This is a genomic window from Streptomyces klenkii (assembly GCF_003626645.1).
In the GTDB taxonomy this organism is placed as follows: domain Bacteria; phylum Actinomycetota; class Actinomycetes; order Streptomycetales; family Streptomycetaceae; genus Streptomyces; species Streptomyces klenkii.
Genome location: NZ_RBAM01000015.1, coordinates 26,137 through 38,708, shown reverse-complemented (window position 1 = coordinate 38,708; position 12,572 = coordinate 26,137). Strand labels below are relative to the sequence as shown.

The 12,572-nt window shown below is 75.3% G+C and carries 9 protein-coding genes; 3 read left to right on the top strand and 6 right to left on the bottom strand.

Annotated elements, in window-relative coordinates:
- Positions 1-22 precede the first annotated feature (22 nt).
- The 6 genes from D7231_RS28635 to D7231_RS36270 form a co-directional block, all read right to left on the bottom strand.
- The gene (locus tag D7231_RS28635) at positions 23-1,165 is read right to left on the bottom strand and encodes an acyl-CoA dehydrogenase family protein (protein ID WP_120758463.1); all 1,143 of its coding nucleotides are present in this window, start codon (positions 1,163-1,165) and stop codon (positions 23-25) included.
- Positions 1,162-2,304, bottom strand: a complete 1,143-nt coding sequence (locus D7231_RS28630) for a CaiB/BaiF CoA transferase family protein (protein WP_120758462.1) — start codon at positions 2,302-2,304, stop codon at positions 1,162-1,164. The genes D7231_RS28635 and D7231_RS28630 overlap by 4 nt, the downstream gene beginning before the upstream one ends.
- Positions 2,305-2,508: 204 nt before the next feature.
- Positions 2,509-2,886: an MmcQ/YjbR family DNA-binding protein gene (locus tag D7231_RS28625; RefSeq protein WP_120758461.1), complete on the bottom strand. Its 378-nt coding sequence runs from the start codon at positions 2,884-2,886 to the stop codon at positions 2,509-2,511.
- 117 nt (positions 2,887-3,003) lie between these two features.
- Positions 3,004-3,939, bottom strand: coding sequence for a dihydrodipicolinate synthase family protein (locus D7231_RS28620; RefSeq protein ID WP_120758460.1), 936 nt, complete (start codon positions 3,937-3,939; stop codon positions 3,004-3,006).
- A gap of 97 nt (positions 3,940-4,036) precedes the next feature.
- Positions 4,037-4,846: a class I SAM-dependent methyltransferase gene (locus D7231_RS28615; RefSeq protein WP_120758459.1), complete on the bottom strand. Its 810-nt coding sequence runs from the start codon at positions 4,844-4,846 to the stop codon at positions 4,037-4,039.
- A gap of 52 nt (positions 4,847-4,898) precedes the next feature.
- Positions 4,899-5,135, bottom strand: coding sequence for a hypothetical protein (locus tag D7231_RS36270; RefSeq protein WP_147449810.1), 237 nt, complete (start codon positions 5,133-5,135; stop codon positions 4,899-4,901).
- A 136-nt stretch (positions 5,136-5,271) separates the two neighbouring features.
- Here D7231_RS36270 and D7231_RS28605 point away from each other — a divergent pair, with 136 nt between their 5' ends.
- The 3 genes from D7231_RS28605 (at position 5,272) to D7231_RS28595 (ending at position 12,509) form a co-directional block, all read left to right on the top strand.
- Positions 5,272-6,909 (top strand): ABC-F family ATP-binding cassette domain-containing protein, encoded by a 1,638-nt coding sequence (locus D7231_RS28605; protein WP_120758457.1) that lies wholly within the window; start codon positions 5,272-5,274, stop codon positions 6,907-6,909.
- 270 nt (positions 6,910-7,179) lie between these two features.
- Positions 7,180-11,112, top strand: a complete 3,933-nt coding sequence (locus D7231_RS28600; RefSeq protein ID WP_120758456.1) for a Pls/PosA family non-ribosomal peptide synthetase — start codon at positions 7,180-7,182, stop codon at positions 11,110-11,112.
- The gene (locus D7231_RS28595) at positions 11,109-12,509 is read left to right on the top strand and encodes a M1 family metallopeptidase (RefSeq protein WP_120758455.1); all 1,401 of its coding nucleotides are present in this window, start codon (positions 11,109-11,111) and stop codon (positions 12,507-12,509) included. Before D7231_RS28600 ends, D7231_RS28595 begins: the two co-directional genes overlap by 4 nt.
- The last annotated feature ends 63 nt before the right edge of the window (positions 12,510-12,572 follow it).

The following is a 12,572-nucleotide window of genomic DNA, read 5'->3' as shown; positions in this document are numbered from 1 at the left end:
GCGGAACAGCGGAGCGGGCGGATCAGGAGAGCAGGGAACGGCCGATGATCTCCTTCATGATCTCGGTGGTGCCGCCGTAGATCGTCTGGATCCGGCCGTCGGTGTACGCCTTCGCGACCGGGTACTCGCTCATGTACCCGTACCCGCCGTGCAGTTGCAGACAGCGGTCGGCGACGCGCTTTTGCAGCTCCGTCGCCCACCACTTGGCCATGGAGGCGTGCACGGCGTCGAGCGTGCCGGCCGTGTGCTCGGCGATGCAGCGGTCCAGGAACGCGCGGGTCACGGCGCACTCGGTGGCCATCTCGGCGATCTCGAAGCGGACGTGCTGCAACTTGGCGAGCGGGCGGCCGAACGCCTCGCGCTCCTTGACGTACGCGGTGGTGATCTCCAGCAGGTGCTCGGCGGCGGCGATCCCGGCCACGGCGATGTTCATCCGCTCCTGGGCGAGGTTGGTCATCAGGTGGACGAAGCCGCCGTGGAGCTCGCCCAGGAGGTTCTCCTTGGGCACGCGGACGTCGTGGAAGAACAGCTCGGCGGTGTCCTGCGCCTTCTGCCCGATCTTGTCGAGGTTGCGGCCGCGCTCGAAGCCCGCCATGCCGCGCTCGACGACGAGCAGGCTCAGGCCCTTGGCCCCGCCCTCGGGCGTCGTGCGCGCCACGACGACCACGAGGTCGGCGAGGATGCCGTTGGAGATGAAGGTCTTGGAGCCGTTGAGGAGCCAGTGGTCGCCGCGGTCCTCGGCGGAGGTGCGGATGCCCTGGAGGTCGGAGCCGGCGCCCGGCTCGGTCATCGCGACGGCGGTGATGATCTCGCCCGTGCAGAAGCCGGGCAGCCAGCGGCGCTTCTGCTCCTCGGTGGCGAGCCCCGTCAGATACGGCCCGACGATGTCGTTGTGCAGCCCGACGGCGAGGCCGGCGGCGCCGGCGCGGGTGAACTCCTCGGTGAGCACGGCGCTGTAGCGGAAGTCGGCGGAGCCACCGCCGCCGTACTCCTCGGGCACGGCGAGCCCGAGCAGGCCCTGGCGGCCCGCCGCCCGCCACGCCTCGCGCGAGACGATGCCGTCGCGCTCCCACTGCTCGTAGTGCGGGGCGACCTCCTTGGCGAGGAAGGCGCGGACGGTGCCGCGGAAGGCCTCGTGGTCGGCGGTGAAGATCTGGCGCTTCATCTGTGCGGGCCCTTCGGGAGCGAGTCGAGGCTGGGGACGTCCCAGTCCCGCGCCACCTCGGCGGTGTCCGTGCCGGGCCGGGCGGGCGGGCGGCGTACGGAGCCGGGGGTGGCCGAGAAGCGCGGGGCGGGGGCGGGCTGGGTGAGACCCTCGTGCTCGACGAACGTGCCGCGGGCCGCGAGGTGGGGGTGGGCGGGGGCCTCGCGCAGCGACAGCACGGGGGCGACGCAGGCGTCCGAGCCGTCGAAGACGGCCGTCCACTCGGCGCGGGTGCGCTCCCGGAAGCGGGCGGCGATGGCGGCGCGCAGCTCGCCCCAGCGGGCGGGGTCCTCGCGGGCGGGGGCCGTCTCCGGCAGGCCGAGGAGCTCCATGAACTGCACGTAGAACCGCTGTTCCAGCGCGCCGACCGCCATGTGCCCGCCGTCGGCCGTCTCGTACGTGCCGTAGAAGGGGGAGCCGCCGTCGAAGAAGTTGGCCTCGCGCCGGTCCTGCCAGGCGCCGGCCGCCATCATGCCGTGGATGAGCGCGGTCAGATGCGCGGTGCCGTCGACGATGGCGGCGTCGACGACCTGCCCGGCGCCGCCCGCGCGGGCGTGGTGGAGGGCGGCGAGGACGCCGACGACGAGGTAGAGGGCGCCGCCGCCGAAGTCGCCGAGGAGGTTGGCGGGGAAGGCGGGCGGGCCGTCGGCCGGGCCGGACAGGCCGAGGGCGCCGGTGACGGCGATGTACGCGATGTCGTGGCCGGCGGTGTCGGCGAGGGGGCCGTGCTGGCCCCAGCCGGTCATCCGCCCGTACACGAGGCGGGGGTTGCGGGCGAGGCACGCGTCGGGGCCGACGCCGAGCCGCTCGGCGACGCCCGGCCGGTAGCCCTCGATGAGGACGTCGGCCCGGGCGGCGAGGTCGAGGACCGCGCGCCGGCCGTCCTCGGTCTTGAGGTCGGCCGTCACCGAGCGCTTGTTCCGGTTGGTGACGTCGCGGGACGGGGCGATGTGCAGGCCCGGCCCGTCCGGCCGGTCGACGCGGACGACGTCCGCCCCGAGGTCGGCCAGCAGCATGGCGGCGAACGGGCCCGGCCCGATGCCCGCGAGCTCGACCACGCGCACGCCGCTGAGCGGACCGCCGGCCGCCGTCCCGGTCATCCGGACCCCCTGTGCGTCGGTGACACGACCATGGGGCATGTCCCCTGCGACATGTCCCTTGTGGGTACAACCTCTTGCGGCACACCCTCTGTGACACAACTGCTGTAACACTCGCGATGCTAAGAACAGGTTCCAGTTTTCACAAGACCTCGCCTCAGGCGGCTCCGGCTCGCCTCGGCCGGCCTCAACGGGCATCCGCCGGCCTCAGCGGGCGTCGAGCTCCGCGACGAGCCGCTTCGGGGCAATGGTCCGGTAGCTCTCTTCCACCCAGTCGCACAGCACCTCCGCCGGGGCGCTCTCCCCGGTGAGCGGAACGGACACCCAGCCGTGCCTCCCGAGGCCGTAGCCCGTGGGCGCCGCGCCGGGGACGGCCAGGGCGTGGCCGTGCACCTCCTCGTCCTTGAGCTTGACCGAGATGCCGGGCGACTCGGCGTTCCCCTCGGAGCCGAGGAAGACGAAGATCTTCTTGTTGACCTTGACGACGGCGTCCTCCTCCCAGGGGAACTCCTCGGCGGTGCCCGGCAGCGAGAGCGCGAATTCCCTGACCCGCGCGCGGGCCTTGAGGGGAGCGGACTGGGCCATGAGGTGCCTCCGGAGTGTGCGCATGCGCCGCGTCGCTGTGTTGCCGCGTTGTCCGTACACGCTAGCCCGAGGGTCTGACATCGCCCGGGATCCCGGCGACCGTGACCCCGTCCGGGGTCACAGCAGCCCGGCCCGCGCCAAGTGCTGCCGCACGGCGTCCACGGCCTCGCCGGACAGGGGGCGCAGCGGCGCAGCCGTCGCCGGGCAGCCGATGACGCCGAGCAGGTGCAGGGCGGCCTTGAAGCCGCCCAGGGCGGACGCGGTCGGGCTCATGCCGGTGAGGTCGCCCGCCTCGACCAGCGCGAACAGGGCCGCGAGCCGGTCCTGTTCGGCGGCCGCCTCGGGCCAGCGGCCGGCCCGGGCGTGCTCGTACAGCCGTACGTAGCCGGCCGGGTCCACGTTGCCCAGCCCCGGGACGACGCCGTGGGCACCCGCCAGCAGGGCCGCGTCGACCGCCAGTTCGGACCCGGTCAGGACGGCGAACGTGCCGTCCAGGCCGCGCCGGCGCAGCTCGACGAGGAGCCGGCGCAGCGCGCCGAGGTCACCGCTGCTGTCCTTGAGCCCGGCGGCGGTCCCGTCCTCGGCCAGGGCGAGAAGGGTCCCGGCATCCAGCTTGGTGTGGACGAACTGCGGGATGTCGTACGCGAAGAGCGGCAGCCCGGCGCCCTCGCGGATGCGGCGGAAGTGGTCCCGGACCTCGGCCGGATGGGTCGTCACGTAGAAGGGCGCGGTGGCGACGAGCGCGTCCGCGCCCAGGGCGGCGGCCGCGCGCGCGTGGTCCAGGACGCGGGCGGTCGTCATGTCGATGACCCCGGCGAGCACGGGCACCCGGCCGGCGACCGCGTCGACGGCGGCCCGCAGCGCGGTGCGGCGCTGGGCGTCGCTCAGGCAGGCGGTCTCCCCGCTGGACCCGAGCACGAACACGCCGTGCGCGCCGGCCGCGAGCACGTGCTCCACGAGGGACCCCAGCGAGCGGGTGTCGACCTCGCCCGACGGGGTCAGCGGCGTGCAGAGCGGCGGGACGACACCGGACAGGGGAACGGGCAGACCCATGGCGACCGCCTTTCCGGCGCGACGGGGGCGCGCCGAACCATCGGAGGGGGCGAGCTCAGTATGTCGGCGCGGCGGGCCACGGGCCGGGCATTCCGGCTCAGGCCCGGCTCCGCGCCAGAAACAGGCTGCTCGTCACCCGTACCCCGGCGCCCCCGCCCTCCTGCTCCACGATCCGGGACACGTCCCGGAAGAGCCGTTCACGTGCCGCCGGCGGGAGCACCCGGTAGCCGGAGAAGGAGGCGAGCAGCTCGATCAGACCGGACGGGGTGCGCTCGTGCGTGGTCTCGTACAGCCGGTGCGCCACGTCGGTGAAGCCGCCGTCGGCCTCCATCTCGTGCCACTGGCGCGCCTGCGGGCCGCGGCGGGCCGGGCGGGGGCGCGGGTCGAGGATGGTGTAGGGCGGCACCTCCATCCCCTGCCGGGCGTGGAGGGCCGTCAGCCGCTCGGCCAGGCCGGGGTCCTCCAAGTGCCAGTGGTTCCAGAAGAGGGCCACCGCCCCGCCCGGGCGCAGGGCCGTCCGCGCCCGGGCCCACCGCACCGCCGGGTCGACCCAGTGCCAGGCCTGGGCGCAGTACAGCAGCCCGTAGGGCCGCTCCGGGCGCCAGGTCTCGAAGTCGGCGACCTCGACGGCGACGTGCGGCATCCCCGTGCAGCGGCGCCGCAGCACCCGCGCCATCCGCGCGTCCGGCTCGACGCACGTCACCGGGGTGCCGCGCGCCGCGAAGGCGAGCGTCGCCTTGCCGGTCCCGGCACCGACCTCGACGGCGGGAACGCCCGCGGTAAGGGCGGCGAAGTCCAGTACGTCGTCGATCAGCCGGCCCGGATAGTCCGGCCGCGCGGTGTCGTACTGCTCGGCATCGTCCCCGAACACCTGCCGCCGTTCCCGGTCGTGCTCTGCGGTCGCCATGCGGCCACTGTAGGACCGGCCGACAGGGCCCCGCAGACGGTGCGGCGCCTTCCTATTTGCGGTGGCAGACGAACGTCCTGCTTCCGTCGTCCCCGGTCTGGATCACGGCGCTCGCACACCCCTCGGGGCACTGCGGCGGCGCGGCGTGGGCGCTGCGCTGCCGGTCGCGCGGGAAAGTGCACATGGAGCAGTACCACGTCGGCTTGTACGGGTACGTCACGTCCCACCACATCGCGTTGCGGCAGTGCGAGCACCTGACCAGAGGGGGGCTGTTCCGACCAGCGTTCATAGGCGGCATGCTGGCGCAGCCGGAGCGGGCCCGGGGCCGGTCCTGGAAATTGTTCGCTCGTTCGGGCAGGCGCTCCCGCCGCCTCCCCGAAAACCGGTACGGGATCATCCGCCGCGCCGGTTAGAGTCGTCGGGATATGAGTGCCACCCTCGTCGCCAAGAACCTGGCCGCCGGACACGGCGACCGTACCCTCTTCTCCGGGCTCGACCTCGTCGTCGCGCCCGGTGACGTCATCGGACTGGTCGGGGCCAACGGCGCCGGGAAGTCGACCTTGCTGCGGCTGCTCGCGGGGCTGGACGGGGCCGAGGAGGGCGGGATCTCGCTCAGCCCGCCGACGGCCACCGTCGGGCACCTGCCGCAGGAGCCGGACCGGCGGCCCGGGGAGAGCGTGCGGGCCTTCCTGGCCCGCCGGACCGGGGTCGCGCGGGCCCAGGCCGAGCTCGACGCCGCCACCCAGGCGCTCGTGGAGGGCGCGCCGGGCGCCGATGACGCGTACGCCGTGAGCCTGGACCGCTGGCTCGGGCTGGGCGGGGCGGACCTGGAGGAGCGCGCCGAGGAGGTCGCCGCCACCCTCGGCCTCGCCGTGGGGCTCGACCGGCCCATGACCAGCCTCTCCGGCGGGCAGGCCGCCCGCGCCGGGCTCGCCTCCCTGCTGCTGAGCCGCTACGACGTCTTCCTCCTGGACGAGCCCACCAACGACCTCGACCTCGACGGGCTGGCCCGCCTGGAGTCCTTCGTCACCGGGCTGCGCGCCGGCACCGTCGTCGTCAGCCACGACCGCGAGTTCCTCACCCGCACCGTCACGAAGGTCCTGGAGCTCGACCTGGCCCAGCAGGAGATCCGGCTCTACGGCGGCGGCTACGCCGCCTATCTGGAAGAGCGCGAGACCGTCCGCCGGCACGCCCGCGAGGCCTACGACGAGTACGCGGACACCCGGGCCGGGCTGGAGGCGCGCGCCCGGACCCAGCGGAACTGGATGGAGAAGGGCGTCAAGAACGCCCGCCGCAAGGCGACCGACAACGACAAGATCGGCCGCAAGTTCCGCAGCGAGGCCACCGAGAAGCAGGCCGCCAAGGCCCGGCAGACCGAGCGGCTCATCGAGCGGCTCGACGTCGTCGAGGAGCCCCGCAAGGAGTGGGAGCTGCGCATGGAGATCGCCGCGGCCCCGCGCTCCGGCGCCGTCGTGGCCACCCTGCGCGGCGCCGAGGTGCGCCGCGGCTCCTTCACCTTCGGCCCCGCCGACCTCCAGGTCGACTGGGCCGACCGGATCGCCATCACCGGCGCCAACGGCTCCGGCAAGTCCACGCTGCTGGCCGCGCTCCTCGGCCGGCTGCCGCTGGACGCCGGGCACGCCGCGCTCGGCCCGGGCGTCGTCGTCGGCGAGGTCGACCAGGCGCGCGCCCTGTTCTTCGGCACGGAGGCGCTGCTGGATGCCTTCGGCGCGGCCGTCCCCGAGCTCGCGCCCGCCGACGTGCGCACGCTGCTGGCGAAGTTCGGCCTGAAGGCCGACCACGTGCTGCGCCCGGCCGCCACGCTCTCGCCGGGGGAGCGGACGCGCTCGGCGCTGGCCCTGCTCCAGGCCCGTGGCGTGAACCTCCTGGTCCTGGACGAGCCCACGAACCACCTGGACCTGCCGGCCATCGAGCAGCTGGAGTCGGCCCTCGCCTCGTACAGCGGCACGCTGCTCCTGGTCACGCACGACCGCCGGATGCTGGACGCGGTCCGCACCACCCGCCGCATAGAGGTTTCACAGGGTCGCCTTACGGAGCTCTGACGCCGCTGCTCCAGGAGTGTCCGAAAACAACCCCAGGTCCAGGCCAAACCTTCCCCAAGGCGCACGGCCGTACCGCCTGACCTGCCGGCCGCAAAACCCTGCGGCAGGCGGGACATCGCGGTTTCTTGGGGTTGTACGGACTCTGTTCGATTTACGGAATGTTGGCACCGGGATACGAACCGGTCTCGCGCGACCCGCCGTCTGTGGTGTCGGACGTCCGAAGGACGCCCGTACCACCACCGCACCACGGCATCTAGTGAGGCCGCCCCGATGTCCCACTCCACCGTCTCCGTACCCGGCACGCCGCACAGAGCCCGGGCGCTCTACGGCGGCGCCCCGCCGGCTCCGCCGCGCACCCTGCTCGACATCCTCGACGCCACCGCGGCGCGCCATCCCGGTGCTCCGGCCCTCGACGCCGCCGGTGAGGTCCTCACCTACCGGGAGCTGTGCGACGAGGTCGCCCGCCGGGCCGCGTTCCTGCACCGCGCCGGCATCGGCCCCGGCGACCGCGTGGGCGTCCGCGTCCCCTCCGGCACCGCCGACCTCTACCTGGCGATCCTCGCGGTCCTGCGCTGCGGTGCCGCCTACGTGCCCGTCGATGCCGACGACCCCGACGAGCGCGCCGCCACCGTCTTCGGCGAGGCAGGCGTCCGCGCGGTCCTCGGCCCCGGCGGCCGGCTCTCGCCGACGCACGGTTCCACTCCCGGGGAGACACGCCCCGTCCGCCCCGGCGACGACGCCTGGATCATCTTCACCTCCGGCTCCACCGGCGCCCCCAAGGGCGTCGCCGTCACCCACCGCAGCGCCGCCGCCTTCGTGGACGCCGAGGCCGGGCTGTTCCTCCAGGACGCGCCCCTAGGCCCCGGCGACCGGGTGCTGGCCGGCCTGTCCGTGGCCTTCGACGCCTCCTGCGAGGAGATGTGGCTGGCCTGGCGGCACGGCGCCTGCCTGGTCCCCGCCCCCCGCTCCCTCGTCCGGGCCGGCCACGAGCTCGGGCCCTGGCTCGCCGAGCGCGGCATCACCGTCGTCTCCACCGTGCCGACCCTGGCCGCGCTCTGGCCCCCGGAGACCCTCGACCGCGTGCGCCTGCTGATCGTCGGCGGCGAGGCGTGCCCCGCGGGCCTCGTCAGCCGCTTCGCCGTGCCCGGCCGCGAGATGTGGAACACCTACGGCCCCACCGAGACCACCGTCGTCGCCTGCGCCGCGCGCCTGCTGCCCGGCGAGCCCGTACGCATCGGGCTGCCCCTGGCCGGCTGGCGGCTGGCCGTGGTCGACGAGGCCGGGGAAGCGGTGCCGTACGGCACCGAGGGCGAACTCGTCGTCGCCGGCGCAGGGAACGCCCGCTACCTCGACCCGGTCAAGGACGCCGACCGCTTCCGCCCCTCGCCCGCCCTCGGCGACCCCCGCGCCTACCGCACCGGCGACCTCGTCCGGGCCGACCCGGAGGGCCTGGTCTTCGCGGGCCGCGCCGACGACCAGATCAAGCTCGGCGGGCGGCGCGTCGAACTCGGCGAGATCGACGCCGCGCTCGGCGCCCTGCCCGGCGTGCGCGGGGCGGCCGCGGCCGTACGGAACACCCCCGCCGGCGGGCACATCCTCGTCGGCTACGTCGTACCCGACGCCTCCTACCGGCGCGAAGAGGCCAGAGCGCTGCTGGCCGAGCGCCTGCCCGCCGCGCTCGTGCCCGTCCTCACCGAGCTCGCCGACCTGCCCACCCGCACCTCCGGCAAGGTCGACCGCGACGCCCTGCCCTGGCCGCCGCCCGGACCCGCCGGAACGGGCGGCGCGGCGGACGGCGGCGAACCGGACGGCGGTGAACTGCACGGCACCGCTGCCCGCCTGGCCGACCTGTGGGAGCTCCACCTGGGCACCCGGCCCGCCGCCGGCTCCGACTTCACCGCCCTCGGCGGCACCAGCCTCACCGCCGCCCGCATGGCCTCCGCCCTGCGCGAGCACTACCCCGGGGTCTCCGTCGCCGGCCTCTACCGGCACCCCGTCCTGCGCGACATGGCCGCCCACCTCGACTCCCTCGCCGCCCCCGGCCCCCGCCCCGAGAGCGCCGCCCGCCCGGTCCGCCCCGTGCGCAGACGCGCCGGCGCGGCCCAGATCCTCGTGCAGACCGCCCTGTTCGGCGTCGCCGGGCTGCGCGGGCTCGTCGCCCTCGCCGCCGCCGACGACGTCCTCGGCCTGCTGGCACCCCGGCAGTGGGCCCCGCACACCTCCTGGTGGCTGGTGATCGCCGGCTGGCTGCTCCTCCTCAGCGCCCCCGCCCGGCTCGCCGTCGGTGCCGTGGCCGCACGCCTGCTGACCCGCGGCATCGCACCCGGCACGTACCGGCGCGGCGGCCGCGCCCACATCCGGCTGTGGGCCGCCGAACGCACCGTCGCCACCTTCGGGGTCCCCGCGCTCCTGGGCACCCCCTGGGCCGCCCGGTACGCGCGGGCCCTCGGCTGTACGACCGGCCGCGGCACGGCCCTGCACGCGATGCCGCCCGTGACCGGCCTCGCCACCCTCGGCGACGGCTGCTCCGTGGAACCCGAGGCCGACATCTCCGGCTGGTGGCTCGACGGCGACGACCTGCACGTCGGCCGCGTCACCCTCGGCGCGGGAGCCCGGGCGGGCCACCGCAGCACGATGATGCCCGGAGCGACCCTCGCCCCGGGCGCCGAACTCGCGCCCGGAGCCTGCCTGGACGGCCACGCCGGCGCGGGGGAGCGGTGGGAAGGATCGCCGGCGCGCAGCACCGGCCGGGCCGAGCCCGTACCGGCCGGGGCGCCCGCGCTGCCCTCCCTCCGCGCGAAGGCCGCCTACGCCCTCACGCTGGCCGCCCTGCCCCTCCTCCCGTTCCTCGCCGCCCTGCCCGCGCTCGTCGGCACCTACTACCTCGTCAAGGACTGCACCACCCTGCTGTCCGTCTCCCTGACGCTCCTCGCCGCCGTCCCCGTGCTCACCGTCGTCGGCAGCCTGTCCTGGGCCCTCCTCGTCGCCGCCGCGGTACGGCTGCTCGGCCGCGGCATCCGGCCCGGCGACCACCCGGCGTGGGGCGCCGTCGCCTGGCGCGCCTGGCTCGTCACCCGGCTCCTGGACGGCGCCCGGGCGAGCCTCTTCCCGCTCTACGCGAGCCTCGCCACGCCCGTGTGGCTGCGCCTCCTGGGCGCCCGCGTCGGCCGGCGCGCCGAAATCTCGACCGTCCTGCCGCTGCCCTCCCTCCTCACCGTCGGCGACGGGGCCTTCCTCGCCGACGACACGCTCGTCGCCCCGTACGAACTGCGCGGCGGCCGGCTCCGCCTGGGCACCGCGCACATCGGCCGGCGCGCCTTCGTCGGCAACTCCGGCATCGTCGGCCCCGGCCGCCGCGTGCCCGACCACGCCCTGATCGGCGTCCTCTCCGACGCGCCCGAGCACAGCGAACCCGGCAGCTCCTGGCTCGGCCGCCCCGCGATGCCCCTGCCGCGCAAGGCCGCCGTCACCGACGCGCACCGCACCTTCGAGCCGGCGCGCCGCCTCGTGGCCGCCCGCGCCGCCGTCGAACTGTGCCGCGTGCTCCCGCTGATGGCCGGCTTCGCCCTCGCGGAGCTCGTCCTCCTCGCCGAGCAGGACGCCCTCGACACCGGCGGCCTGCTGTTCGCCGCCCTGGTGGGCGCCCCGCTGCTGCTGGCCGCGGGCCTCGCCGCCGGCCTGACCACCACCGCGGCCAAGTGGCTCCTCGTGGGCCGCTTCACCGCGGGCGAGCACCCCCTGTGGTCCTCGTTCGTCTGGCGGAACGAGCTCTACGACACCTTCGTCGAGACGCTCGCCGTGCCGTGGCTGGCCGGCCCGTTCACCGGCACGCCCGTCCTCAACTGGTGGCTGCGCAGCCTCGGGGCGCGCATAGGGCGCGGAGTCTGGTGCGACACGCACTGGCTGCCCGAGACCGACCTCGTCTCCCTCGGCGACGGCGCCACCGTCAACCGCGGCTGCGTCCTCCAGACACACCTCTTCCACGACCGGATCATGCGCATGGACGCCGTCCGCCTCGGCGCGGGCGCGTCCCTGGGCCCGCACGGCATCGTCCTGCCCGGCAGCACCGTCGGCGCGGGCGTCTCCCTCGCCCCGGCCTCCCTGGTCATGCGCGGCGAGACGGTTCCGGCCGGCACGCGCTGGGCGGGCAACCCGATCGCGGGCGCGGCGCCGGCCCCGGCTCCCTCCGGGGCGGTCGCATGAGCCTTCGCGACCGCTTCCGGTGCAGCCGCCGCGCCCTGCTCGGGGCCGCGGCGGCCCTCCCGCTGACCGCGGCCGCCGCCGACGCCGCCCTGCACCCCGCCCGCGGCCCGCGCTACTTCCCCCGCAACGGCTCCGACGGCCACCGCACCCTCGCCTACGACCTGACGCTCGGCTACGACCCCGGCCGGGCCCGGCTCGACGGCCACGCCCGCATCCGGGCCGTCGCCAACGAGCGCACCGGCCGCATCGCCCTCGACCTCGCCCGGCTGAAGGTCCGCGCCGCGTACCTCGACGGGCAGCCCGTCACCGTCCACCAGCACGGCGGCAAGGCGGTGCTCGCCGCCCCGCGGGCCCTCGCCGCCGGACAGCCGTTCGTCGCCGACGTCCACTACGGCGGCAGGCCCGGGCCCGTCCGCACGCCGTTCGGGCCGATCGGCTGGGACCGCACGGGGGACGACCACGGCGGCACCCTCGTCGCCTCCCAGCCCGTCGGCGCGCCGTCGTGGTTCCCGTGCAACGACCGGCCCGACGACAAGGCCGCCTACACCTTCACCGTCACCGTGCCCCGGGGCCACCACGTCCTGGCCAACGGCACCCTCCGGGAACGCCGCGAGACCGAGGACTCCACCGCCTGGACCTACCACCACCCCGGGCCCATGGCCTCCTACCTCGCGGCCGTCTGCACCGGCCGCTTCACCCACGACACCCGCGGCACCCTCCGCAACGCCTACCCCGCCCACCTCGCCGAACAGGCCCGCCACGACCTGGCCCGGCAGCCGCGGATGCTGCGCGCCTTCAGCGGCTTCTTCGGCCCCTACCCGTTCGAGACCTACGGCGCCGTCATCGTCGACGCGGAGCTCGCCGCGCCCGTCGAGAACCAGACGCTGTCCGTCTTCGGCCGCAACCACGTCGACGGGCGGCGGGGCTCCGAGACCCTCGTCGCCCACGAACTCGCGCACCAGTGGTTCGGCAACAGCGCCGGCGTCGCCGACTGGCGGCACATCTGGCTCAACGAGGGCTTCGCCACGTACGCGGAGTGGCTGTGGTCCGAACACCTCGGCGAGGACGACGCGGACACGCTCGCCCGGGCGGCCCGCCACGGGCTCGCCTGCGGCGGGCAGGACCTGTGCATCGCCGACCCCGGCCCGCGGCAGCTCTTCGACGACCGGATCTACGTACGCGGCGCGTGCACGTTGCACGCCTTGCGGCTGGCCGTGGGCGACGACTGCTTCTTCCGGATCCTCCGGACCTGGCACTCGGCGCACCGGGGCTCGACGGCGGACACGGAACGCTTCGTGACGCACGCGGAGTCGACGGCGAACCGCCCGCTGCGTCCCCTGCTGGCCGCGTGGCTGTACGAGGCCCCGGTCCCGCGCTTCTCCTCCGGAGAGGGGTGATCTGACGGCCCTACAGCCCGGCTGGGCACCGCCGGGCTGCCACGTGGTGGCTTATCGCCGTTG

Excerpts from the sequence above, each read along its gene's own strand:
- D7231_RS28635 (WP_120758463.1), bottom strand. The coding sequence starts at position 1,165 with ATGAAGCGCCAGATCTTCACCGCCGACCACGAGGCCTTCCGCGGCACC.
- D7231_RS28630 (WP_120758462.1), bottom strand. The coding sequence starts at position 2,304 with ATGACCGGGACGGCGGCCGGCGGTCCGCTCAGCGGCGTGCGCGTGGTC.
- D7231_RS28625 (WP_120758461.1), bottom strand. The coding sequence starts at position 2,886 with ATGGCCCAGTCCGCTCCCCTCAAGGCCCGCGCGCGGGTCAGGGAATTC.
- D7231_RS28620 (WP_120758460.1), bottom strand. The coding sequence starts at position 3,939 with ATGGGTCTGCCCGTTCCCCTGTCCGGTGTCGTCCCGCCGCTCTGCACG.
- D7231_RS28615 (WP_120758459.1), bottom strand. The coding sequence starts at position 4,846 with ATGGCGACCGCAGAGCACGACCGGGAACGGCGGCAGGTGTTCGGGGAC.
- D7231_RS36270 (WP_147449810.1), bottom strand. The coding sequence starts at position 5,135 with ATGAACGCTGGTCGGAACAGCCCCCCTCTGGTCAGGTGCTCGCACTGC.
- D7231_RS28605 (WP_120758457.1), top strand. The coding sequence starts at position 5,272 with ATGAGTGCCACCCTCGTCGCCAAGAACCTGGCCGCCGGACACGGCGAC.
- D7231_RS28600 (WP_120758456.1), top strand. The coding sequence starts at position 7,180 with ATGTCCCACTCCACCGTCTCCGTACCCGGCACGCCGCACAGAGCCCGG.
- D7231_RS28595 (WP_120758455.1), top strand. The coding sequence starts at position 11,109 with ATGAGCCTTCGCGACCGCTTCCGGTGCAGCCGCCGCGCCCTGCTCGGG.